Annotated in this window: 23 protein-coding genes; 12 read left to right on the top strand and 11 right to left on the bottom strand. The window is 62.5% G+C overall.

Translation table 11 applies throughout. The features are described from left to right. Nucleotides 1-46: 46 nt before the first annotated feature. On the bottom strand, nt 47-2,098 hold the full coding sequence (locus AC04SH_RS14905; protein ID WP_488575596.1) for an elongation factor G: 2,052 nt from the start codon (nt 2,096-2,098) through the stop codon (nt 47-49). Between the two features lie 253 nt (nt 2,099-2,351). Further along, nucleotides 2,352-3,209 carry an alpha/beta fold hydrolase gene (locus AC04SH_RS14900; protein WP_477236846.1) on the bottom strand — a complete coding sequence of 286 codons (858 nt, stop codon included), beginning with the start codon at nt 3,207-3,209 and terminating at the stop codon, nt 2,352-2,354. Between the two features lie 146 nt (nt 3,210-3,355). Here AC04SH_RS14900 and AC04SH_RS14895 point away from each other — a divergent pair, with 146 nt between their 5' ends. Next, a complete protein-coding gene (locus AC04SH_RS14895; protein ID WP_477236848.1) occupies nt 3,356-3,907 on the top strand; it encodes a methyltransferase family protein in 552 nt (183 codons plus the stop codon). Nucleotides 3,908-3,944: 37 nt separating this feature from the next. Continuing rightward, nucleotides 3,945-4,340: a (R)-mandelonitrile lyase gene (locus AC04SH_RS14890; RefSeq protein WP_477236850.1), complete on the top strand. Its 396-nt coding sequence runs from the start codon at nt 3,945-3,947 to the stop codon at nt 4,338-4,340. Between the two features lie 125 nt (nt 4,341-4,465). Here AC04SH_RS14890 and AC04SH_RS14885 read toward each other — a convergent pair whose 3' ends face one another. Beyond that, nucleotides 4,466-5,668, bottom strand: coding sequence for a pyridoxal phosphate-dependent aminotransferase (locus AC04SH_RS14885; protein ID WP_488575595.1), 1,203 nt, complete (start codon nt 5,666-5,668; stop codon nt 4,466-4,468). A 274-nt stretch (nt 5,669-5,942) separates the two neighbouring features. Here AC04SH_RS14885 and AC04SH_RS14880 point away from each other — a divergent pair, with 274 nt between their 5' ends. Together AC04SH_RS14880 and AC04SH_RS14875 are read left to right on the top strand one after the other, a co-directional pair. After that, entirely contained in the window at nt 5,943-6,836 is an 894-nt protein-coding gene (locus tag AC04SH_RS14880) for an EAL domain-containing protein (protein WP_142869162.1), read from the top strand. Continuing rightward, complete coding sequence (locus tag AC04SH_RS14875) at nt 6,833-7,693, top strand: EAL domain-containing protein (RefSeq protein WP_488575594.1); 861 nt, start codon at nt 6,833-6,835, stop codon at nt 7,691-7,693. The genes AC04SH_RS14880 and AC04SH_RS14875 overlap by 4 nt, the downstream gene beginning before the upstream one ends. 304 nt (nt 7,694-7,997) lie before the next feature. On the opposite strand, the gene AC04SH_RS14870 is transcribed toward AC04SH_RS14875, so the two are convergent. After that, the gene (locus tag AC04SH_RS14870; protein ID WP_015316174.1) at nt 7,998-8,210 is read right to left on the bottom strand and encodes a cold-shock protein; all 213 of its coding nucleotides are present in this window, start codon (nt 8,208-8,210) and stop codon (nt 7,998-8,000) included. Between the two features lie 287 nt (nt 8,211-8,497). On the opposite strand from AC04SH_RS14870, the gene AC04SH_RS14865 reads away from it, so the two are divergent. Then, on the top strand, nt 8,498-8,824 hold the full coding sequence (locus tag AC04SH_RS14865; protein ID WP_488575732.1) for a hypothetical protein: 327 nt from the start codon (nt 8,498-8,500) through the stop codon (nt 8,822-8,824). Between the two features lie 170 nt (nt 8,825-8,994). On the opposite strand, the gene AC04SH_RS14860 is transcribed toward AC04SH_RS14865, so the two are convergent. Beyond that, nucleotides 8,995-9,564 (bottom strand): methylated-DNA--[protein]-cysteine S-methyltransferase, encoded by a 570-nt coding sequence (locus tag AC04SH_RS14860; protein WP_488575593.1) that lies wholly within the window; start codon nt 9,562-9,564, stop codon nt 8,995-8,997. A 178-nt stretch (nt 9,565-9,742) separates the two neighbouring features. Here AC04SH_RS14860 and AC04SH_RS14855 point away from each other — a divergent pair, with 178 nt between their 5' ends. Together AC04SH_RS14855 and AC04SH_RS14850 are read left to right on the top strand one after the other, a co-directional pair. Then, nucleotides 9,743-10,678 carry a transglycosylase SLT domain-containing protein gene (locus AC04SH_RS14855; protein WP_488575592.1) on the top strand — a complete coding sequence of 312 codons (936 nt, stop codon included), beginning with the start codon at nt 9,743-9,745 and terminating at the stop codon, nt 10,676-10,678. 5 nt (nt 10,679-10,683) lie between these two features. Beyond that, nucleotides 10,684-11,172, top strand: a complete 489-nt coding sequence (locus tag AC04SH_RS14850) for a GNAT family N-acetyltransferase (RefSeq protein ID WP_488575591.1) — start codon at nt 10,684-10,686, stop codon at nt 11,170-11,172. Nucleotides 11,173-11,373: 201 nt separating this feature from the next. Here the strand turns inward: AC04SH_RS14850 and AC04SH_RS14845 are convergent, their stop codons facing one another. Further along, entirely contained in the window at nt 11,374-11,718 is a 345-nt protein-coding gene (locus AC04SH_RS14845; protein ID WP_477236869.1) for a hypothetical protein, read from the bottom strand. A 160-nt stretch (nt 11,719-11,878) separates the two neighbouring features. On the opposite strand from AC04SH_RS14845, the gene AC04SH_RS14840 reads away from it, so the two are divergent. From AC04SH_RS14840 to AC04SH_RS14830, 3 genes are all read left to right on the top strand, one after another. Continuing rightward, on the top strand, nt 11,879-12,616 hold the full coding sequence (locus AC04SH_RS14840; RefSeq protein WP_488575590.1) for a DUF899 family protein: 738 nt from the start codon (nt 11,879-11,881) through the stop codon (nt 12,614-12,616). Nucleotides 12,617-12,918: 302 nt separating this feature from the next. Continuing rightward, on the top strand, nt 12,919-13,383 hold the full coding sequence (locus AC04SH_RS14835) for a cupin domain-containing protein (RefSeq protein WP_488575589.1): 465 nt from the start codon (nt 12,919-12,921) through the stop codon (nt 13,381-13,383). A gap of 220 nt (nt 13,384-13,603) precedes the next feature. Next, nucleotides 13,604-13,996, top strand: a complete 393-nt coding sequence (locus AC04SH_RS14830) for a RidA family protein (protein ID WP_488575588.1) — start codon at nt 13,604-13,606, stop codon at nt 13,994-13,996. Nucleotides 13,997-14,073: 77 nt separating this feature from the next. Here the strand turns inward: AC04SH_RS14830 and AC04SH_RS14825 are convergent, their stop codons facing one another. The 4 genes from AC04SH_RS14825 to AC04SH_RS14810 all read right to left on the bottom strand — a co-directional run bounded on the left by AC04SH_RS14825 (nt 14,074) and on the right by AC04SH_RS14810 (nt 21,536). Beyond that, nucleotides 14,074-15,753, bottom strand: coding sequence for an RNA-directed DNA polymerase (locus AC04SH_RS14825; protein WP_488575587.1), 1,680 nt, complete (start codon nt 15,751-15,753; stop codon nt 14,074-14,076). Nucleotides 15,754-16,018: 265 nt separating this feature from the next. Beyond that, nucleotides 16,019-19,522, bottom strand: coding sequence for a carbamoyl-phosphate synthase large subunit (gene carB, locus AC04SH_RS14820; RefSeq protein WP_488575586.1), 3,504 nt, complete (start codon nt 19,520-19,522; stop codon nt 16,019-16,021). 258 nt (nt 19,523-19,780) lie between these two features. Next, nucleotides 19,781-20,608 (bottom strand): SH3 domain-containing protein, encoded by an 828-nt coding sequence (locus AC04SH_RS14815; RefSeq protein ID WP_488575585.1) that lies wholly within the window; start codon nt 20,606-20,608, stop codon nt 19,781-19,783. Nucleotides 20,609-20,759: 151 nt separating this feature from the next. Continuing rightward, nucleotides 20,760-21,536: a metallophosphoesterase family protein gene (locus AC04SH_RS14810; RefSeq protein ID WP_488575584.1), complete on the bottom strand. Its 777-nt coding sequence runs from the start codon at nt 21,534-21,536 to the stop codon at nt 20,760-20,762. Between the two features lie 175 nt (nt 21,537-21,711). Between AC04SH_RS14810 and AC04SH_RS14805 the strand changes: the two genes are divergently transcribed. Beyond that, entirely contained in the window at nt 21,712-22,182 is a 471-nt protein-coding gene (locus tag AC04SH_RS14805) for a nucleoside deaminase (RefSeq protein WP_488575583.1), read from the top strand. A gap of 34 nt (nt 22,183-22,216) precedes the next feature. On the opposite strand, the gene AC04SH_RS14800 is transcribed toward AC04SH_RS14805, so the two are convergent. Continuing rightward, entirely contained in the window at nt 22,217-22,573 is a 357-nt protein-coding gene (locus tag AC04SH_RS14800) for an ArsR/SmtB family transcription factor (protein WP_488575582.1), read from the bottom strand. A 207-nt stretch (nt 22,574-22,780) separates the two neighbouring features. Here AC04SH_RS14800 and AC04SH_RS14795 point away from each other — a divergent pair, with 207 nt between their 5' ends. Then, entirely contained in the window at nt 22,781-23,959 is a 1,179-nt protein-coding gene (locus AC04SH_RS14795) for an MFS transporter (RefSeq protein ID WP_488575581.1), read from the top strand. Nucleotides 23,960-23,974: the final 15 nt, after the last annotated feature.

Genomic DNA, 23,974 nt, shown 5'->3' with positions numbered 1-23,974 from the left:
CCGGATCATCCGGGCGCCGTTTTTTGTGCGAATCAGCCACCGCCTGTCAGGCAGCCTTGCCGTTGGCGTTCATCGCCTCGTCGGCCAACCGCCCGGTAAGCTCGGCCATATGGTCGAAGGCACAGCGATAGCTGGCGACGCCGGCGGTCGCCGAGCGCAGTTCGATGATCAGATCGCCGATCTCGGCCTGCGGCATGGTCGCCTCAACGACATCCCATCCCGGCCAGTCGGGCCGTGCGTCGTAGCCGAGGATCTGGCCGCGCCGCTGCGGGATCAGCGCGATGATCTTCGAGGTGGCTTCGGACGGCGTGACGATCTCGACCTTCATTAACGGCTCGAGCAGCACCGGCGAGCACGCCGCCATGCCTTCCTTCATCGCGAGTTTGGCTGCCATCTGGAAGGCCATGTCGGATGAATCGACGGCATGGTAGGAGCCGTCGGAGAGATTGACGGCAACATCGACCACGGGGAAGCCGAGCGGGCCGGATTTCAGATAATCGCGCACGCCGGTTTCGACCGACTGGATGTAGGTCTTGGGCACGACGCCGCCGGTGATGGTGTCCGAGAACTGGAAGCCGGAACCGCGCGGCAGCGGCTTGATCTCGATCACCACATCGCCGAACTGGCCATGGCCGCCGGACTGCTTCTTGTGGCGGCCGCGCTGCTGCACCGTCTTGCGGATCGTCTCGCGATAGGGGACCGCAGGCGCGTGGCCTTCGACCGGGATCTGGTTCTTGCCTTCCAGCCGCTCGCGCACGACCCGCAGATGCATCTCGCCATGGCCGGACAGCACGGTTTCGGCGGAGTCTTGGTTGTGGCGCAGGCTGAGCGAGGGATCTTCCTCGGCCAGGCGCTGGATGGCCGCCGACATCTTGACCTCGTCCTTGCGCTCCTTCGGCCGCAGGGCGAAGGCGAAGACCGGCTGTGGGGGCGCGAGCGTAATCAGCGGCTTGATGCCGCCCTTGGTGGAGCTCAACGTCTGGCCGGTCTTGACCTCGTCCAGCTTGCCCAGCGCCACCGTGTCGCCCGCCTTGGCGGCGGTGAGCTTGGACTGGTCCTTGCCGAGCATCTTGTAGATGCCGGAGACCTTCGCGGTCTCGCCGTTCGACAGGAAAAGCTCTGTGGCGTCGGCGAGTTGGCCCGACAGGATGCGTGACACAGACAGCTTGCCGCCATGCGCGGTGTGGATGGTCTTCATCACCTGGACCACCGTCTGATTGCCGTCCGGCACCCCGAGGCGCTTGCGGGTCGCCTCTACATCCGGCGCGTCATGGCGGATCGCCTTCAACAGACGCAGCACGCCATTGCCCCTTTCGGCGGTGCCGATCAGCACCGGCGTTATGGCGCCGGCCCGCAGGTCGGCGGCGAGGTCGTCGAAGACCGCGTCTTTCGGCGGCTCGATCTCCTCCAGCAACTGCTCCATCAGCTGGTCGTCGTGATCGGCAAGCGTCTCCAGCATGGAGAAGCGGGCCTCAAGCTCGCGCGCCTTGTCGTCAGTTGGTATTTCGGCAACCTGGCTTTCGGCATATTCGCGGTAGATGTAGGCGCGCTCCAGCGCCAGGTCGATCGAACCGATCACCACATTGTCCTTGCGCAGCGGAATCTGGCGCAGCAGCAGTGGCGCCGCGCTCGTCGGCTGCAGCATCTTCAGCGTGTCGCGCACGCCGGCAATTGCCTTGTCGACCTTGTTGAGGAACAGGATGCGCGGCACGCCGAGATCATCGAGCTTGCGCATGATCAGCTGCAAGGCAGGGATCTTCTTCTCGTCGGCCTCGGCGACAACCACGGCGAGGTCGCAGGCGGCCAGCACCGGCTCGGCCTCGAAGGAGAATTCGATCGATCCGGGACAGTCGACGAAGGTGAGCTGCTCGCCCATGAATTCGGTTGTGGCAAAGGTAGCCTCGACGCTCATGGCGTGCGCCCGCGCCTCGGGCGAATGATCGGAAACGGTGCTTCCCGATGAAACGGGATTTTGGCGGGGGATGGCGCCCGTACGGGCGAGGATGGCTTCGAGAAGTGTCGTCTTACCGCTTGCAAAGGGACCGACTATGGCAATGCATTTCGGTCCCGTGCGTCGTCCTCCGGCGCGAGTACCCATGGCTGACCTCCACTCAGGCGTTGCCCTTGGAGTGCGATCAGCAAAAGTGGAAACGGTTTTGCGCCGATCGCACCCTGTCGTGAGCGGCGGCCGGCCTGTTCGACCGTCGCGGGCGGGGTTGTTTTCATTTTGCCACCTGCCCAAACCCATCGTCCCACGGGTTAGGCGGCAGGGCAAGGAAAATAGAAATCGGCGTGCGCCGCCGTCAGGCGGAGAGGGCGAGAAGCGGGATTAGAAACATGTCGGGAAGTTTTCAGCGGCCCTGGCTTCGCCGCGCCGGCGTGGCTGCACTCTGCTTCACCACCGTTTCGGCGTAGCGCGACAACAGCGGGTTGAACAGGTTTGGGCGTTCCCAGAAAGGTGCATGGCCGGCGTCCGGGATGACATGGCACTGTTCCCATAGCGAGGCGTAGGCCACCGTCTCGAAGTAGCTCAGCCGCACCAGCGGATCATGCTCTCCATTGATCACCGCGACCGGGAACGGAGCGTGTTCCACCACCTGTTTCTGGTCGGCGCCCTTGCCGGCAAACATGCTGCGCGCCACGCCGGCGCGCAGCCTGCCGTCGGTGCGCCTTATGGCTTCACGGAATGACGGACTGGCGGTGTCGCCGAAGCAAAGCGCCTCAAAGCGCTCGATGTCGCGTTCGGAGTAGACCTTCTTGGAGGCGAGCAGCATGTCCCAATTGGCGTGAAAGCCGCGCAGCATGCCGAGCGGTCCTCTCGGCACCGGCGGTGCCCCGGTCAGAACCAGGCCGTTCACCGCATGGTGGAAGCTGGCAAGTTCGATCGCCACATGGCCGCCGAGCGACCAGCCGAAGATGATGGCGCGGTCGATGCCCAGGGCGTCGAGAAGGCGGGCGGTGGTCTGGGCCAGGCCGGTAATCGTGTAGGCGGTTGCCGGATCGCGGGCATCCGATGACTCGCCATGGCCGGGAAGGTCGAAGGCGATCAGCCGATGGGCATCGGCGAGCGGACTGTCGAACTGACGGGCAAACACGGCGCGCGAGGAACCTGAGCCATGGATCATGACGATGGGCATGCCGGATCCCGACGACTGGCTGAGGCGCAAATCGGCCTGCGGCGTGCGGATGGTTCGGTCAGTGATGCTCATGCTGGATTAGACCTTCAGATTGCCTGAAGGCCAACATCGCATCGCGGGCTCTATATGTTCTTTAAACATGTGGTTAAGAAAGGATTTCTAGAAATCGACCATCGGCGTGCCCACCGGCTCCATGGCAACCCCGCGGAATCCCGACAATGGAACCAGTTCTCGATCTTCTTGTCTCGATCTGCAGCATCGCGACGCTTGGCCAGTATGTCTGGTCGATGCGGGCGCATTTCCAACCGCAGGCCATGTCTCCAGGCGCCATGGCAATATCGGCGGCGGTCATCGCCACTGCGCTGTTCTTTCTCGCCATACTGTGGATCCAGTCGCAGCCGGTTTCGGCAAAGCTCACCGGACTTGCCGTCGAACTGGCGAGCTCTGCCCTGTTCTGGTGGGCGATTGCCACGTCGCGCAAGGCGCGGCTGCGCTTCGCCTTCGCGCCCGACGATCCGCACAGCCTGCTGACCGACGGCCCCTACGGCTATGTCCGCCACCCGTTCTATACGTCCTACATCATCTTCTGGATCGGATGGGGGATCGCGACGTGGTCGATCTGGGCGGTGGTGCCGGTCGCAGGGATCGCCATCCTTTACGTGTTTGCGGCGCTCGACGAAGAGAAGAAATTTTCGCGCACGCCGCTGGCTGGCGACTATCAGGCCTATCGAGGCCGAGCCGGCCTGTTCTGGCCGCGGCTGGGGTGGTAGGCAGGGGGGTAGGGTTTGCCGGATTGAGGATCGCCAGATGAAGATAATCTCCTGCGGCAGCGTGCCGACCATCATCGCGCCGGAGAAGTATTTCACCGGCCGCGTGTTGCAGACGCCGATCATCGAGAGGCAAGCGCCGGCGCGGCTGCGCGCCACGCTGGTCAGCTTCGAGCCCGGCGCGCGCACCCACTGGCACACGCATCCGCTCGGACAGACACTCTATGTCACCGCGGGCGCCGGCCTTGCGCAGACATGGGGCGGCCCGATCCAGGAGATCAGGGCCGGCGACGTCATCTCGTTCGAGCCCGGCGAAAAACACTGGCACGGAGCGGGTCCGAAAACGACGATGAGCCATGTCGCCATGCAGGAGGCGCTTGACGGCGTCCATGCCGATTGGATGGAAGCGGTAACCTCTGAACAATATGGCGGCTGAGCGCATGGCGAGCGAAATCGAATGCGCCAACGCTTCGCTACCGCCTATGCCGGAACTAGAGGCATGAGGCGCCAACAGAAAAACCCGGCGGTGACGCCGGGTTTTTCTGTTTCAGACTGGCCTGATCAGGTCAGCGATGCCGTAAAGCGCTGGATGCGTGTGCAGGCTTCCTCCAGCAGCGTCTCCGACGTGGCGTAGGAGATGCGGAAGTTGGGGCCGAGGCCGAAGGCCGAGCCGAACACCACCGCAACGCCCTCGGCTTCGAGCAGTTCGGAGCAGAAGGCCTCGTCGGTATCGATCACCTTGCCGGCCTTGGTCTTCTTGCCGATCAGCTGGGCGCAGGACGGATAGACGTAGAAGGCGCCTTCCGGCGACGGGCAGCTTATGCCGCGCGCCTGGTTGAGCATCGACACGACAAGATCGCGCCTCCCTTGAAAAATCGCCTTGTTCTTGGCGACGAAATCCTGCGGACCGTTGAGCGCCTCGACCGAGGCCCACTGCGCGATGGTACAGGCGCCGGAGGTCTGCTGGCCCTGGATCATGTCCATTGCCTTGATCAGCTGGACGGGACCCGCGGCATAGCCGATGCGCCAGCCGGTCATGGCATAGGCTTTCGAGACGCCGTTCATGGTCAGCGTGCGCTCATAGAGCTTCGGCTCGACCTCGGCGATCGTCTTGAAGACGAAATCGCCATAGGTCAGGTGCTCATACATGTCGTCGGTCAGCGTCCAGACATGCGGACGTTTCAAGAGCACGTCGGCCAGCGCGCGCAGCTCGGCCTCCGTATAGGCGGCGCCCGACGGGTTCGACGGCGAGTTCATCAGCAGCCATTTGGTCTTCGGCGTAATCGCCTTTTCCAGCACGGCTGGCGTCAGCTTGAAACCATTGTCGATCGAGGTGTCGGCAAACACCGAGGTGCCGCCGCAGATCGCCACCATTTCGGGGTAGCTGACCCAGTAGGGGCGGGGGATGATGACCTCGTCGCCCGGGTTCAGCGTCGCCATGAAAGCGTTGAACAGGATCTGCTTGCCGCCGGTGCCGACAATGGTCTGCTCGGGCTTGTAGTCAAGATTGTTCTCGCGCTTGAACTTTTTGGCGATCGCCTCGCGCAGCGGCACGATGCCCGAAACCGGCGGGTACTTGGTCTCGCCGCGGCGGATCGCCTCTATCGCCGCATTCTTGATGTTGTCGGGCGTATCGAAATCCGGTTCGCCGGCGCCGAGGCCGATAATGTCACGGCCGGCATTTTTCAGCTCGCGGGCTTTCTGCGTCACCGCGATGGTGGCGGAAGGCTTCACGCGGGAAAGGGCGTCGGCAAGAAAGGCCATGACCAGATATCTCCAGAGGGGTCGGCGCAGCGAGAACAGCTGCGGCGCTTCTCATGTCGCATCAACCCGCCAAGTGCAAGCATTGTCGGATGAGCCAGGGGTCAAGGAGGTGTGAAGATCGGCTTTGGGACGCCGCCTGCGCCAAGTTTACACCCGGTTGTGTGAAGCAATCCATGGAGCGCATCCCCGGCAAGAATAAATTCATCAACGGCCGCTAAAACCTTTGACGGCAGGATCGCCAGCCATTTCGCCTGTCTCGCGGAGCGAGGGACCCTTGTCACGCAGCATCGGGCTTGCCCACATCATCCGTAACGATGACGGCACCTCGTCAGGTGTCTGGGGTATCTATACGTTGCAAAGCGCCTTCCAGCCGATCTTCGCCTTCAAAGAGGGCAAATTGTCGGTGGCGGCGTTCGAGGGGCTGATCCGGCCGTTTCGCGACGGCGAGCCGCAATCGCCGATGAGTTTCTTCTCGACCTGTCCGGCCGGCGACCGCCTGCATATCGAGGCACTGACGCGAACGCTGCATTTGCTCAACGCCGGCGCCTGCCTGCCGCAAGAGGCCTCGATCTTCGTCAATTTCGACCCGTCGGTGTTCACCGAGCGCTCCATCGTCGACAACGCACTGCGCGACATGCGCCTGGTGCTGCACGAGGCGGGGATCGATCCGCGCCGCATCGTGTGCGAGGTGACCGAGCAGAGGTCGGCGTCGCAGGAAACGCTTTACAGCTTCGTCGAGGCGCTGCGGGCCAATGGCTTCCGCATCGCCGTTGACGACTATGGCGCCGATGAATCCGACATCAATCGCATCAAGGAACTCAAGCCGGACATCGTCAAATTCGATGCGCACTGGATTACGCAGCTGATGGAGTCAGGCGCCGGCTTCGCCCTGTTGACCACCATGGTGACGAACTTCGAACAGCAAGGCATCCGCACCGTGTTCGAGGGCATCGAGGAGGGCTGGCAACTTGAACTCGCCGAGAAATCGGGCGCCTCGATGGTGCAGGGTTTCGTGCTGGCGAAGCCGGAACTGGCGCCGACCAGTTTTCGCGTTTTCGGCAAGGATGCGCAGCCACCTGTCGCGGCGGTCGAGCCAGTCAAGGCGCCTGCCGGCCGAACCGCTTCAGCACGGCCGGGCCGGGTGTTCGGGCGCAGGACCGGGCCATGACCGGGCAGCGCGAGCGGCGGCGCGATGTCGGCGAAGCGATCTTCGCCGACGAGGTCGGCATCGAATACGGCCTCTATGGCGCGTTCCGGCTGAAGAGCGCCTACCAGCCGATCTTTGCGCCACGCGGCGGCGCTCTGGCGGCGGTCGCGGTCGAGGCCCTGGTCGAACCGCACCGAGCGGCCATGCCGGTTGCGCCGGCCGTGTTCTTCGACAGCATCGCGGCGGGCGACCGCCTGTTTGTCGAGACGATGTGCCGGATGCTGCATCTGAGAAACTTCCGCAACATCGGCGTCGATGGGCTCGACCTGTTCTTCAACTACAACCCGATGATCAACGATCATCTCGGGCGGGCGCTGGCCGAGATCCGGCTGATGACCCGGCATCTCGGCGATCTCGACCTGCATGCCGGCATGTTGGTCTGCGAAATCACCGAGCAGGCCGCCGACGATCATGTGCTGGCCCCGCTGGTGCGCGAGATACGGCGCCACGGCGTTCGCGTCGCCATCGATGATTTCGGCACCGGCCATTCGACCGCCGAGCGGATGAGCCTGCTTCAACCGGACATTGTGAAGATCGACGGCGGCTGGTTCGCCGAATTCTGCCGCCACGCTGCCGCCGAGCGCTTCTTCCGGCCGCTCGTCTCGTCGCTGCACGATCGCGGTGCCAAGGTGCTGGTCGAAGGCATCGAGCAGGCAACGCATCTTCGGGTCGCGCTGGATGGTGGTGTCGACCTGCTGCAGGGGTATCACCTTAGCCGCCCGGCGCTGGCCGGCACGATCTTCAACCAGCAGCCGCTGTCGATCGAGGCGCTGCTGCGTGCTGACAACAAGGTGGTGCCGTTGCATCTGCGGAGGTGATTTTGTCCTCACGCTTGCCGCCGCTTCGCGGCTCGCTCCGGACGGGGCGCGCCAACGGGCGCGACGCCCGGTCGGGCTTGCGGCCTTTGGCCGGTACTTAACCCCAGACAAACAAAAAGGCGGGATAAATCCCGCCTTCCCATTTTCGGTAGCCTGATCGGGAGCTTTAAGTCCGGGCTGGCAGCTATCTGCTGATCCAGATGGTCGGGTCTTTCCACTCCAGCGCGCTTCTCGCGCGACTGTCAGTACATCCGTGACTTGCCGCGCGCCCCGAACTCTCGTCCGGCGCGCGCTTTTCGCAAAATCAGGCTGCCTTGCTCAGAGAACCAGCGGACGACTTGCCAGTGCGGCGGTCCTGCTCGATCTCGAAGTTGATTTTCTGGCCTTCGACCAGGGTCGACAGTCCAGCGCGCTCGACAGCGGAGATGTGGACGAAAACGTCCGCGCCGCCCGAATCAGGCTGAATGAAGCCGAAGCCCTTGGTGGCGTTGAACCACTTGACCGTACCAGTTGCCATATAAATAGTCCTCGCATTTGCTTTGGTTTGACCGAACCGAGGTTCAGCCGGTGTGTATCGAGATTTTGGAGATAGACGTCAGCAAACGCGAAGATCGCGAGGCCCGGATCGATCGGCCGAAATATCAATGGACCTGATATAGGCGGGTTTTGCACCAAAAACAAGATGTCTCGAAAAATGGCGCCGCCCAACGGCCGCCCCAATCGCATGAAAGCGTTGAGCAATCGGGAAGATCGGGGCGCCTCACGGCGTTAGTCCGGTTTTGGGAGGCAACCATGAAAACCGTCGTGAAAACCATTCTGCTGGCTGTCTGCCTGACGCTGGCGGCCGCCGAAGCGCAGGCGATTTCGCGCTACGACCCCACTCGTATGAGCTGCGACAGGGTGCAGGGCACGATCGCCCGCCAGGGCGCGGTGATCCTGCGCTATCAGTCGACGCGGGTGCCGGGCCTGCCGCTCTTCGACCGCTATGTGCAGAGCCAGGCGTTCTGCAATTTCGGCGAGATCAGGAAGCGCGCCTATGTGCCGAGCGCCGATACGAAATCCTGCCCGGTCTATCTCTGCAAGCGGATCGAGACCGACCATTTTCATCGCCGCTTTCTGCGCCGTCATTAGGGCACGTCGATATTCAGGTGATGCCGGCCTGCAAATGGCTGATACCTGCGCTTCCGGTGCTCACGTACGAAAAGTACGCTCCGCTCCGGTTCTCGATATCAGCCATTTTCGACTCGGCCTGACCTGAATCTCAACGTACCCTTGGGGGGCATGCGATGATGGTTAGCGCCTTAGAACCCGAACGAGACCTGCGCCGGAGGCGGCGGGCCGACGCGCACACCTTCCATGGCCAGCATCCTTTCCTTGGTGGCGGAGCCGCCGGGCGCGGAGAAGCCGCCAATCTTGCCGCCCGCGGCCAGGATGCGGTGGCAGGGGATGACCAGCGGTACGGGATTGGCACCGAGCGCGGAGCCGGTTTCGCGCGGCAGGCCGGGCTGGCCGGCGCGCTTGGCCAGTTCGCCATAGGTGGTTGTTTCGCCATAACCAAGCTTTCGCGCCGCGTCGTAGATGGCGAGGCGGAAGTCGTCGACGCCGTCGAGATCGACCGGCACGCCGGAGAAATCGACATCCTCGCCTGAGGCATAGGCCTTGATCGAGGCGATCAATTCGACGACCCATTGCGGCTGCTCGGTATTGGCGGCAACACCGGCATGGCGCATCAGCCGGCGCTCCACCGCTTCGCGGCTCTTTTCCGGCAGGCAGAGCCGGATGAGGCCCTTTTCGCTCCAGGCGATGCCCATGAAGCCGATCACTGTTTCTAACACTGCGTGGCCGGCTGTGATCGAAGCTGTCGTTTCCATGATGCGCTCCTTTCCGCAAAGTGGCGAAAACCGGCATAACGACCGGTACATATGCAGAACAATATGGCATCTGGGCCTTGCTCTCGCCACCCGAAAACCACCGGATAGCCCCGATTGCTCACCAGGAATCGCTGGTGTAAGGACTTCTTAACAACCCGACAAACCGGACCCGCGCGGCTTGCCAGCAAAATTCAACCTTATTGCGATCTGTGTGATCGTCGGAGCCGCCGCACTCAGCGGCTGCCAGTCGACTTCGCAGGTGAAGGCTACGCCTGCGCTGACCGAAACGGCAACCGTCGCCGGCAGCGATGCCGGCTTCACCGTGCCGCTGCCCGACACGGTTTCAGTGCTGCCGCAATCCTCAGGGGTTACACCCGTCCAGGCGGCCGAAACGACGCCCGCCACGCCGGCACCCGATGCCGCCGCGCAACCGGCTGCCGCGACCGCGGCCTTCGCCGGCGCGACGCCGACGGTGGCAGCCATGCCCGCCGCAATGACCGCCAATGCCTGGCAGGCGCCGGCGCCTGCCAAAGCCGGGCAGCCAGTTGCCGCTGAGAGGTATACGACCGCCGGGCTTGTCATGCCGGCGACTGCCGCAGGTGGCCAGAAGACCTTGCCCGGCGTGCAGCAGGTCGCCTATGTCGGGCCGCAGAATCCGGCTGCCCTGGTGCAGTTCCCCGCCGCGCCGCTCAACCCCACGCCGGCAGAAGAGCATGCCACGGGCATGCGCGGCGACATCGACCAGTTGATCCAGAAATACGCCGCACTCTATGAGGTGCCGGTGGATCTGGTGCGCCATGTCGTCAACCGCGAAAGCACCTACAATCCCAAGGCCTACAATAACGGCCATTGGGGGCTGATGCAGATCAAGCACGCGACGGCGCGCGGCATGGGCTATGACGGGCCGGCCAAGGGCCTGTTCGACGCCGAGACCAATCTGAAATACGCGGTCAAATATCTGCGCGGCGCCTGGCTGTGTGCCGACGGCAACGCCAAGAAGGCCGACTGGCTCTACCAGACCGGCTATTATTTCGACGCCAAGCGCAAAGGCCTGCTCGAGGCCACCGGCCTCGGTGTCGACCGCAAGCGCCGCCGGCTGCAGCCCGACGCCTGAGCGCCATGCCTGAACCGCGGCCGCCGGCTCCAAACGACATCCGGCTGCGCAAGATCCTCGACGAGACACTCGTTGCACCGCACTGGCCGGACGGCTTTGCCATGCGCTGCTTCGAACATGGCGACGCGCAACCCCTGCATGCGCTGCTGAGCGAGGTGTTCGACGACGGCACCGACGGACCCTTCGACGAATGGTGGCCGCGTATCTCAGGCGATGCCGAATTCGACCCGGCGCTGTGTTTCCTGGTCATCGACGCCAAGGGACGGCTGGCGGCGGCAGCGCTGTGCTGGACGAGGGCCTTCGTCAAGGACCTCGCCGTTCACCCCGAAGCGCGCCGCAAAGGCATTGGCGAAGCGCTGATGTGGCAGGCTTTCAACGCCTTTCGCGATCGAGGCGCGCCCCATGTCGACCTCAAGACCAACACGGTCGAGAACGCCGCCGCCCTCAGGCTCTACGAGCGGCTGGGAATGATTCAAGTCCCTTGGGAAGGCTAAAGCGGCTGTTGAAATCCTTCGGATTGTGAACTGCTTCACATAGGCCGCTGCAACCGGATGCTACCTCACCATCCATGCCTTTCGTCCGATGGCGGATCGACGACTGGCAGATGTGGGGCGGCTGCACCGGCATGTGTTCAGCCACTCCTTGGCGGGTCCCAGGCGGGGGTTTGGGGCCCGCCAGTCGTCTGCAGCCAGCCTTCAAATATCAGGCGCATTGCCGATCTTCTTTTTGAGCTCGAGCGCCCAGGCGCGGCCCTCGTCGCCGCCCCACAGCAGCCAGGCGATAGTGCCGGCCGACGGATTGTCTTCATTGCCATAGTTCTTGCCGCGCTTGTCGACCTCGTGGCGGGCGAAGTAGCTGACCATGCGGCGGATGGTGGACGGCGCGAGTTTTTCGCGGTTCTTCAATTCGGTGGCACGGGCGACGCCGATCTCGGTGCCGCCGCGCCCGAACTGTTTTCGCAGCCTGAGGCCCTTGGCTGCGTTGTCGGCGACGATCTGCGGGCAACGCAGGTCGATCTCTTCGGTGGTCTGCTCGTGCATGTGTGCTCCCCTGATCCCTGGAGATCTAGCTGACGGGAAGAATACGGCAAGGCGGGCACGTTTCCCGGATCAAAAATGTCGGAACCGATCGCCGTGAAACGTCCTTGGGCCGTAAAGCAATCCGCGCCGGGACGCCGGCGCGACGGCCAAGGAGACGATCATGATCACCTTCCCCAACGAATCCGCCAGATATCGCACCGCGCGTGAAAAACTCCTGCAGAAAGAAATCGAGTTGCGCCGCGCCATGGAGGCTGTGGCCGTCGCCAGACGCGCTTTGCCGCCAGGCGGGCTGGTGCCGCAGGATTATGTCTTCGACGGGCTTGGCCCGGACGGCAAGCCGGCGCGGATAAAACTGTCGGAACTGTTTGCGCCGGGCAAGGATTCGCTGATCCTCTACAACATGATGTTCCCGCGCCATCCGCAGGAAACGCGCGATGTGGCGGCCAGCGGCGAGACGGCGAAGCTGGCGAGGCAGGACCAGCCATGCCCGTCCTGCACGGCGCTGCTCGACCAGTTCGACGGCGCCGTCGGGCATCTCGAAGCCGCCGGCTTCAATTTCGCTGTGGTGGCCAAGTCCCCGCTGGAAAACGTCGTGGCGCTCGGCCGCGACCGCGGCTGGGTGAACATGCGGCTCCTCTCCAGCGCCTCCAACAGCTTCAAGCGCGATTATTACGCCGAGGCCGAAGACGGCGCGCAACTGCCGGTGCTGTCGGTGTTCCACCGCGATGCCGACGGCATCAGGCATTTCTGGTCGTCGGAGCTCGGCTTCGCGCCGACGGATGCCGGCCAAGACCCGCGCGCCATCGGGACCTGCGAGATCCTGTGGAACCTGATGGATTTCACGCCGGAGGGCCGGCCGGATTGGAATGAGCAACTGCAGTATGGGTGTTGTCACTGAGGGTGGCGCAGGGCGCTCCTGCCCCGGCATCGTTTCAGTTCACCAGGCGCCGGCGCTGCCCCTCATCTGCCTGCCGGCATCTTCTCCCCGTATAGTGACGGGGAGAAGGGGCTGGCCGCAACGCCGGCACCCTTCCTGCAACGCTGGCAGTTGGCGAAACCTTGGGCGCAAGCCTTTTCTCCCCGTCACTATACGGGGAGAAATGCCCGGCAGGGCAATGAGGGGCAGCGCTGACATCTGTTGGCCCGCCCTGTGCGCGGGCGATTGTGACGTAGATTCGATGCGGAATCGAGGAGGAGTGAATGCCCAAGATCGACCTATCCACCGTGCCCGTCCGCAAAGGCTCCGGCTACCCCGCGCCCTTCGATGCCCCTTGCGCCGAGCGCACGCGGCGGCGGCTCGGCGATGCCGGCGGCCTGACCGATTTCGGCGTCAACCTGATGACCCTGCCGCCCGGCGGCTGGTCGAGCCAGCGGCATTGGCACAGCCATGAGGACGAGCTCGTCTATGTGCTGGAAGGCGAGCTGGTGCTGGTCGAGGATGGCGGCGAGACGCTGCTCAGGGCAGGCGACTGCGCGACCTTTGCGAAAAACAGCGGCAACGGCCATCACATGATCAACCGCTCGTCGACGACGGCGCGCTATCTCGAAGTCGGCTCGCGCTCTCTAGACGATGTCATAACCTGCTCCGACATCGACATGATGAGCCCGAGTTCGGATGGGCGGTTCCTGCACAAGGACGGCACGCCGTATCCGGGGCAGGGGTGAGTCAAGCTACCCCTTCTCCCCTTGTGGGAGAAGGTGTCGCCGCAGGCGACGGATGAGGGGTGTTCCAGCGGAGTGACACGCTTGTGTTCCCTGGAGCACCCCTCATCCGTCTCGGCGCTGCGCGCCGATCCACCTTCCCCCACAAGGGGGGAAGGGAAGAGCCGCTCTGGCGTTCCGCCGTTGTGGCGATAAGCTCGCTCCCAAACAAAGGGAAATCATCATGACCAAGGAAATCATCGAAGTGCCGGTGCTGTCGGCGGCGGTCCGGGCGCTGGGCGTGCCGCTGTCGCTGGTGACCAAGGGCGCAGGGCTGGTCTTCGTGTCCGGCATGCCGCCGCTCGATCTTTTGACCGGAAAGCTGGTCAAGGGCGACATCGAGGTGCAGACCGAGGCGTCGCTGAAGGCGTTGCGCCATTGCCTGGAAGCGGCGGGAAGCTCGCTCGACAATGTGCTGATGGTGCGCATCTACGCCGCCAATGCCGGCTTCTACAACGCCATCAACCGTGTCTATGCCAGGCATTTCCCCGAAAACTCGCCCTCGCGGACCTTCGTGCCGGTGGCATCATGGCCGATGGAGTTCGATATCGAGATCGAGTGTGTGGCGGTGGGGTGAGGGGAGGCCAAAACTATATGTTTAAATTGGACGCATATTGGAATCGGTATTCGGGCCGGTGCTGAGGTAAACGAAAGTCAATACGCATCGACAAAAACCTCATCATCATCGAAATCAATCTCGTCTATGTCGAATGACAAATCTAACTCGAAATCGTCGACAAGTTTAGTTTTTGCCAAGTTCTCCTTCTTCATCTTTTTCAAAAGAGGAGCTAACTTGTAGTAATCTAAATTTGATCGGTAAAATTCAATTTTTTTCTTGAATACATGACGAAAATATTCGTGATCAGTTACATGTTTTTGCTTTGCTGTCCCATTTATAGCTTTGAGAGTGGTCTCATACGCGTACAGCCACATGTGGCTGTTCAGGCCATCCACCGTTAGAAAGGTATTCCAGTGAGAAAAACTGAGATTTCCATCCACTAGGCCTTTAGATCGAGCGTCAGCTATAAGTACAGCGATCAGAGGGTCTTCCTCCGTCAGAAAGGGTTTCAGTACCTTCGCCTTCAAAGAGATTCCGAGAGAGATGGCCAAGTGCAGCAGCCAGATGGCTTCACCGGCTTTCTGCTGTTCACATAAAACCGGGAGGCTTGATTGTACCAAGTCTTTGATTAGATTGATGGTTACGTCGCCTTTTGTGAGATGTCGTATTATAAATATTTCAACTAGAATAGAAATAATCGTCGGGTTTTCCCGATATATGGAGATGAGATACATCTCCACCTGCTTCCAAGAATCGCATTCCAGAAACGCGCGGCGGGCGTTCTGGAGGGCAAATTTCGCGACGTTGCTCTCCCGATTTTCACCAGAAGTTCTGTTGAGGTTGTATAGAAATAAATCGATGGATTGAGCATCGTATGGTGGCTTTGGAATTATCGATCGTATGTAGCTTTTCCAGCCCCAAACGTAGTATGAGCTACTTGCCGAAATAAATGTCTTCTCGTTGTTAATATCCAATTCAAATGTGTTTGCCGCTCTGCGTATCGAGGCGATCACACTTTCGGCACGTTCCTTTGTGTGTGTTCCGACGCTAAAGTCGTCAACAAAGCGCATCGCTGAGTTCGGCGCAATTCCAAGACTGCTCTGAACTGGAAGGTCAATAGCCGAGCCGACCAACTCGGCAATCATTCGCGAGGTATCAGGGCCTACTGGTAGGCCTATGGTTTGGCCATCTTGAGAGTTTCGTGAAATTAAATCAATGAGGTTCCCAACATGCTTGTAGGATCTATTCTTCTTAGCAAAATTCTTCCCATGCACCGCCCAAGCGATCGCGTGAGTATATATTGAATGGTAGAATGAACTTAAGTCGCTATTTATTATATATGCAAACCTGGCATTTAGATTCGAAAGGAAATACTCTCTTGACTCAAATACTGGTCTTTTTAGAGCTCTGTCGCCACTCCAGTCAAATACCGATGGAGATACCGATATTTTTGACCTCTTTGAGATTTTCCTGAGCTCTATATATTTATCCGAAAGTATTTTTGAAAGGAAAAAATAAGAAACTGGATTTATAAACGAGTGACGTCTGTGGTGTTTCGTAAATCTTGGATAATTGAATGAAGTTCTATTCCCTTTGTAGTAATAATACGCTGGATCTTTTTGTTTCCCTATTTTTGGTATCTTTTCAAAATTCAATAATAGGTAATTTCTGTACTTTCCAAATTTTTCACTATAGAAACATCTTGGTAATTCCGGAGGAAAAAAGCCGGCAGTAAGAAATCTGCGATGGCGAGCTGGCGCATTCTTCGCACTCATTCTGTGCTCCGGGAAACTGCACGAGTCGGCAAGCCCTTCTCGAGCGTCCAGTCTAGGTTCGTGAATGACTACACGATATTCACAACTAAGAAAATGCTAATCCAAATGTCTCTGAAGAGACTGGCCGTCCACGGCCCTTTGTCACCGGCGAAATTGTGGCTTTCGCCGCAACTGAAACACCCTAGGGTGATAGGCTAAGCTAACTCCGTCTGGTACCCCGTTGATATGAATTTGCTCTGTTAGTGCCTTCCCGCGAGAGAATCCTTTAAGCAAAATACTCCTGCAGCGGCCGAACCTCCAGGCTCCCTGCCTTCAGCGCCGCAATCGCCTCGGCCACCGCGGCAGCACCCGACAGCGTCGTGTAATACGGCACCTTCTGCATCAGCGTGGCGCGACGCAGTGACTTGGAATCCGACACCGCCTTCTGGCCGTCCGTCGTGTTGAAGACGATCTGGACCTGGCGGTTGCGGATAGCGTCTTCGATGTGGGGGCGTCCCTCGAGCACCTTGTTGATCTTCTCGGCGACCACGCCGTTCTCGGCGAGGAACCGCTGGGTGCCCGAGGTGGCAAGAACCTTAAAACCCTGGCCGGCGAGGCGCTTGACCGCCGGCAATATGCCTTTCTTGTCCTCGTCGCGCACCGAGACGAACAGTGTGCCGGAGCGCGGCAGGTCGACGCCGGCGCCCAGCTGGCTCTTGGCGAAGGCGAGCGCGAAATCGCGGTCGAGGCCCATGACCTCGCCGGTTGAGCGCATTTCCGGGCCGAGCAATATGTCGACGCCGGGGAAGCGGGCGAAGGGGAAGACGGCTTCCTTGACCGCGATGTGGCCGGGGTTGCGTGGGTCTGGCATGGCGCCGTAATGGGCGAAGGCGTCTTCCAGCTTTTCGCCGGCCATGATACGGGCGGCGATCTTGGCGATGGGCCGGCCGATGGTCTTGGCGACGAAGGGCACGGTGCGCGACGCTCGCGGATTGACCTCCAGCACATAGACCGTGCCGTCCTTGATCGCATACTGCACGTTCATCAACCCGCCGACATTGAGCGCGCGGGCAAGCGCCGCCGTCTGGCGCTCCAGCTCGTCGACCAGTTCCGAAGGCAGCGAGTGAACGGGAAGCGAGCAGGCGCTATCGCCCGAATGGATGCCGGCCTCCTCGATGTGTTCCAGGATCCCGGACACAAAGGTTGACGTGCCATCGCAGAGGCAGTCGACATCGACCTCGATGGCGCCCGAGAGATAGGTGTCGAACAAAAGCGGGTTCTTGCCGAGCAGCGTGTTGATCTGGCCGGTCTTGTCGTTGGGGTATTTCTGCTTGATGTCCTCCGGCACAAGGCCGGGCACGGTGTCGAGCAGATAGGATTGCAGCATGCCCTCGTCATGGATGATCTGCATGGCGCGGCCGCCGAGCACGTAGGAGGGGCGCACCACCAGCGGGAAGCCAAGCTCGCCGGCGACGAGGCGGGCCTGCTCGACCGAATAGGCGATGCCGTTCTTCGGCTGGGTCAGGTTCAGCTTGTGCAACAGCTTCTGGAAACGGTCGCGGTCTTCGGCGAGATCGATCATGTCAGGCGACGTGCCGAGGATCGGGATGCCGGCCTTCTCCAGCGCGTCGGCCAGCTTCAGCGGCGTCTGGCCGCCGAACTGCACGATGACGCCGACCAGTTCGCCCGAGGCCTGTTCGGCGCGCAGGATCTCAAGCACGTCCTCGGCCGTCAGCGGCTCGAAATAGAGCCGGTCGGACGTATCGTAGTCGGTCGACACGGTCTCGGGGTTGCAGTTGATCATGATCGCTTCATAGCCGGCGTCGCGTAGCGCAAAGGCGGCATGGCAGCAGCAATAGTCGAACTCGATGCCCTGGCCGATTCGGTTCGGACCGCCGCCGAGGATGACGACCTTCTTGCGCGACGAGACCTGCGCCTCGTTGGCGAGTGCGCCGGCGAAAGGCACTTCGTAGGTGGAATACATGTAGGCGGTGGGTGAGGCGAACTCGGCGGCGCAGGTATCGATGCGCTTATAAACCGGATGAACGTCGAGCTTTTCGCGAGTCTTCGCAATCACTTCGGCGTCGGTCTTCGTCAGCGACGCGAGGCGGGCGTCTGAGAAACCCATCGCCTTCAGCATGCGCAGATTGACGGCGTCTTGCGGAATGCCGTGCTCGCGGATGCGGGCTTCCATGGCGAGAATGCCGGCGATCTGTTCGAGGAACCACGGGTCGATCTTGCACATGGCGTGCACGTCTTCCAACGAGGTGCCCATGCGGATCGCCTGCGCCACCATGCGCAGCCGGTCTGGGGTCGGGGTGCCCAAAGCGGCGCGGATGGCGTTGCGGTCGTCGACGTGGCTGGCGGGCGCAGTGCCATGACCAAGGCCGGGGATCTCGATCTCGTCGAGGCCGGTGAGGCCGGTCTCCAGTCCACGCAGCGCCTTTTGCAAGGACTCCTGAAACGTGCGGCCGATGGCCATGACTTCGCCGACCGATTTCATGGCGGTGGTCAGCACCGGTTCGGCGCCGGGGAATTTCTCGAAGGCAAAGCGCGGGATCTTGGTGACGACGTAGTCGATCGACGGCTCGAAGGACGCGGGGGTGGCGCCGCCGGTAATGTCGTTCTCCAGCTCGTCCAACGTGTAGCCGACGGCGAGCTTTGCCGCGATCTTGGCGATAGGGAAGCCGGTGGCTTTTGAGGCCAGGGCGGACGAGCGAGAGACGCGCGGGTTCATCTCGATGACGACGAGGCGGCCGTCGGCCGGGTTGACGGCGAACTGGACGTTGGAGCCGCCGGTCTCGACGCCGATCTCGCGCAGCACCGCGATCGAGGCGTTGCGCATCATCTGGTATTCTTTGTCGGTCAAGGTCAGCGCCGGGGCGACGGTGATGGAGTCACCGGTGTGCACGCCCATCGGGTCGATGTTCTCGATCGAGCAGACGATGATGCAATTGTCCGCTTTGTCGCGGACAACCTCCATCTCATACTCCTTCCAGCCGAGCACGCTTTCCTCGATCAGCACTTCGGTGGTCGGCGAGGCGTCGAGGCCGGACTGGACGATGTCGTAGAATTCGGCGCGGTTGTAGGCGATGCCGCCGCCGGTGCCGCCCATGGTGAAGGACGGGCGGATGATGGCGGGCAGGCCGACATGGTCGAGCGCCTGGGCGGCGATCGCCATGCCATGGCTGATGTAGCGCTGCTTGCGGTCGCCTTCGCCGAGATTCCAGCGTGTTTCCAGCGCGTCGAGCGCAGCATCGAGATCGGCAGGCGCCTCGGCCTTGAGTGCTGCGCGCTCGGCCTCATGCATCTTGCGGTCGGTGTTCTTGACGTCGGTGGCGTTGGCCAGCATCGACTTCGGCGTTTCCAGGCCAATCTTCTTCATCGCCTCGCGAAACAAAGCGCGGTCCTCGGCCTTGTCGATAGCCGTGGCGTCGGCGCCGATCATCTCGACATTGTAACGGTCGAGCACGCCCATGCGGCGCAGCGACAAAGCGGTGTTGAGCGCGGTCTGGCCGCCCATGGTCGGCAGCAGCGCGTCGGGGCGCTCCTTGGCGATGATCTTGGCCACCACCTCGGGCGTGATCGGCTCGATATAGGTGGCGTCGGCCAGTTCCGGGTCGGTCATGATGGTGGCCGGATTGGAATTGACCAGGATGACGCGGAAGCCTTCTTCCTTCAGCGCCTTGCAGGCCTGGGTGCCGGAATAGTCGAACTCGCAGGCCTGGCCGATGACGATGGGGCCGGCCCCGATGATCAGGATCGACTTGATGTCGGTGCGTCTTGGCATCGTTATGAGTTCCGTTCGGCGAGCGGCTTGCACGAAAAACCGGGACGGGAAGACCCGGCCGGTTGTGCTTGCGATTCTGGTATCAGGCTAGGAGGGCCTTATAGGGAAGAGTTTTGGCGGATGTAACCCCGAAAATGCGGGATTGCGCGCGGCTTCACAACCGGGGCAATCGCTTCAAGTTTGAAATCGCATCTTACCGGGCGCCGGCGTCGACAAATGGTCAGTCGTGGCAGAATCCATTTGCGACGGCGCCGAACCCTAATCCCCGGTCGCCACGGCGTCGGTGATCTCGAAGCGCTCGGAGGTGCCGATGCGGATCATGTTCAAGCTGCCTTCGCGGGTGAAGCGGAATTCGTCGGCAGAGTCGGAGCCGACTGGCAAGCCGCCATGGAAGCTGATGATGCGCGCGCCGCCGTCCGGCCAGGTCACGGTCACGGCGCTGTCGCCGCCGGTATGGGCGACGCTTATTTGGCACTGGGTCATCGGCTCGCCGACATGGCGCGCGCAGGGGATGCCGGGCGCGGGCGGAGCAGGGGAGGGCTCGATCGCCGCGAACGCCATGCCATAGGCATCGTCCATCGCGGTCCTGCCGATCGCGGCGATGGATTTCGGTGCGTCTTGGTCCGTGCCGCCGAGACGCTCGGTAAGGTCGGGCGGGACCGGCGGTGGCGACGTCGTGGCGTCCGGCGTCTGACCGGCATCGTTGGTCGTGGCGACAGTGGACGCATCCGCCGGCTGGTCGGATTCGGCTACGGTCGCCGGATTGACCGGAACGAGATAGCGCGCCGGCGCCCAGCCGGTGACTTTGGGATTGTCTGAAACAACCTTGCACCAGGGATGTCCGTCAATGTCGTTGCAGCCGAGGTTGCGCACGCTCGCGCCGGCAGCCACCCGCGCCTCGGTCTTGCCCATCGGCGATGGCTTGGCGCGGATGTTGAGCAGATCGTCGGGGGCAAGCCCGGTGACGATGGAGATGAAGGGCACCTCTTCGGCGTGGGCCGGGACAACAGCCGGCCAGGCCGCCGTCAGCAGCGGAGCGGCAATCAGCGCATGCAAACTTGTTCGGAGCGTAACGATGCGCCTCATCATTGGCCGTGCACTGATACTCTGTGCCTTTGCCGCGGCAGGTCCTGCCGCATGCCGAGGCGGTTTTATAAGGGACGATACGGCGCCATGTAAGTCCGAAAATGCGTCCGATGTTTGGTGCCGGGAGGGCGGCGCAGGGCACGGCTGTGCGTCAAACGGAGCCTTGCCCAGAGGATTTGGGCATGAAGCCGGTTCTGAGCGCATGCGCCCATTCCGGCCGCCCCGCCTGTTCAGCCTGAATGGCCGCCGCTTCGTGGTCGTAGTCGACGGCGATGGTCTCGAAACGGTCGGGTCCTTCACCATCCAAGGTGACGATGCCGTAGCGTGCATGCGGGCTGCCTTGCTCCGCAACATGCGCCGGCGGCGTGTCGTCGTCATAGGCAGGGGCGCCGACGCTGCCGGGGTTGAAGATCACCGGGCCGTCGGGGATGCGGATCAGCTCTGGGCGGTGGCTGTGTCCGCACAGCACGATGCGGCAGGTGGGGTCGAGCGGCTTCAGCCGCCGCTGAATAGTCGCAAGCGGTGCGCGCACCAGTTGGCCATCGACGATCGCGTCGAGCAGATATTTCTCATCATGGTCGGGCCTGGCATGGAAGGCGACCACGCCGGGAACGATCTCCAGCGTGAAGGGCAAGGCGAACAGGGCTTCGCGCTGCGCCTCCGTCAGCCGCTCCTGCGCGTAGCGGTCGGAAGCCCACATCGTCTCGTCGGCCGGATCGACGGCGACGCGGCGGTCGTGATTGCCGCGCACGGTCGGCAGGTCGAGCGCTTCGAGCCGCTCGAACGTCTCGCGCGGCCAGAGCGGGCCGGAGACGCAATCGCCGAGATTGATGGTGAGATCGGCGCCACCGCGCCGCTTGAGGTCGTCGAGCACGGCATCCAGCGCCAGGACGTTGCCGTGGATGTCGGCGAGAACGGCGATGCGCATGCGGCGGGCTCCCTGGTGCAGCCGCGTTGGAGGCTTTGCGGCCCGTCTTCGTTATCAAGCCCGTGCCTTCGGTATCAAGCCCTTGAGAGCGGTGGAGACAGCCGGGAGCCCACCCGTGGCTTTCGCGGAAGCACTCCATCTGCTACCTTTCCAAGCCGTTGGGAGGGACCAGGCGATGACCCGCGACCAGATGGTTGCCCACCTCCGCGCCGCCAATGACGTGGCGCGCGAGACTGCCGCGCACGGGCATCATCCTTTCGGCTGCGTGCTCGTCGGTCCCGACGATCGCATCCTGATGCAGCAAGGCAACATCAACACCGTCCGCCACGCCGAAACCGAACTCTCCCGGCGTGCGGCGGACGCCTATTCGCCGGAATTCCTGTGGTCCTGCACGCTGGTCACAACCGGCGAGCCCTGTGCGATGTGCACCGGAACGCTCTACTGGGCCAATATCGGCCGGCTGGTCTACGGCTACGAGGAGACCAAGCTTCTCGCGCTGACTGGCGACCACGCCGAGAATCCGACGATGAACCTCTCGTCGCGCACAGTCCTCGCCTCCGGGCAGAAGCCGGTCGAGGTTCACGGTCCCTTCCCCGAGATGGAAGAGGAGCTTCTCGCCCCGCATATCGGTTTTTGGCAGCGCTAGGAGCGGCAGAAACCTTACTTGCGAACCTGCAGCCTCAAGCCGGCAGTTCGATGTCGTGGCCTCCGACCGCCGGAAGGGCAGGGTCGTCGCCAGCCGCCGCAATGACGCTGTCGAGCAGGCCGGGGAAGCGGGCGTCGAGATCGGCGCGGCGCAGCGTGATCATGCGGTTGGTGCCGACCACCTCGGCGCGGGTGACGCCGGCCTCGCGCAGTTTGGCGAGGTGATAGCTGAGATTGGTCTTCGAGCCGAGGTCGAGGAACTGGCTGCAGTTCAGCGGCACGCCTTGCTTGCTGGCGAGATAGCGCACGATGGCGAGCCTGGTCGGGTCGCCAAGCACGCCGAGCACGATCGGCAGGCTGATCTGGTCTGTGTTGGGGTGCGGCAAGGTCATGGCCCGAAACTAAGCACAGTCGGTGGCGATTTCAACGCGTCCATCTTTCCTCGGGGCATGCACAGTGTTTCTCCGTTTCGCGATTGGCCCAATGGCTGTCCTGACACAGGGCTGTCAGCAGGCTTCAGTTATTTTCGCCTGGCTTCATTGACATCATGCCCTGCTATGTCCAATTGTTCAATAAGTTTTGAACTAAGGACACACGCAATGGACAAGCGCCTCTTCTGGCTTGCGCTCGGATCGTTCACGATCTCGACCGAAGGCTTTGTCATTTCCAGCCTGCTGCCCGATATCGCCGGCGATGCCGGCATCTCCATTCCGCTCGCCGGCACGCTGATCACCGCCTTCGCGCTCGCCTATGCCATCGGCACGCCGATCCTGGCGACGCTGACCGGCGAATGGGACCGGCGCCGCGTCATCCTGTGGACGCTGGTGTTCTTCGTCATCGGCAATCTGGTGGCAGCACTAAGCTCGTCCTTCGAACTGCTGCTCATTGCCCGCATCATCATGGCACTGTCGTCGGGCCTGTTTGCGGCAACCGCGCAAGGCACGGCGGTGGCGCTGGTCGATGACCATCACCGGGCGCGCGCCATTGCCGTCGTCGTCGGCGGCACCACGGTGGCGGTTGCGCTCGGCGCACCGCTCGGCGCGCTGGTGGCTACCATAGCCGGCTGGCGCGGCACCTTCTTTGCCATTGCCGGGCTCGGCGCGCTGGTCGGCGCCATCCTGTGGTACAGGCTGCCGCGCGGCATTGTCGGCACCAGGCTGCCGCTGCGCCGGCGGCTGGCCGCCGCACTGCGCCCCGGCGTCATGCCGATCCTTTTGACGACGGCTCTGGCCCTGATCGGCGCCTTCTCGGTCTTTTCCTATATCGCCCCGCTTGCCATCCAGAGCGGCGGCCTGAACCCGATTGCGCTGCCCGGCATGCTGCTCGCCTTCGGCGTCGGCGCCGTCATAGGCAACATTGCCGGCGGCCAGGCGGCCGACCGGTTCGGTGCGACGCGCACCGTCGGCTGGTCGCTGGCGCTCAGCGCGGCCATGCTGGTCATGCTTTCTGTCGTGCCGACCTTCCTGCCGCAGCATATCGCCGGGCCGGTGCTGATGGCCCTGATGGTGCCGTGGGGCATGGTCGGCTGGGCGTTCCCACCGGCGCAGGCCAGCCGCATCATCAAGCTGGCGCCCGACGCAGCCCCCATCGTGCTGTCGCTCAACGCCTCGGCGCTCTATCTCGGCGTGGCGCTGGGCGCGGTGGTCGGCGGTGCGGTGTTGCGCTACGGCGTGCCGGCCGATCTCGGCCTCGTCGCCGCAATCTTCCCGCTGATCGGGCTTGGTGTGGTGCTGGCCGGCCGCTGGGCGGCTCGACCGGTCGCCGTGCCGGCGGAGTAATGCCGTTTCCAGATA

This window comes from Mesorhizobium sp. CNPSo 4688, from assembly GCF_057784295.1.
Note: the sequence above shows the minus strand (reverse complement) of the source record. Positions and strands in the feature narration are given on the sequence as shown.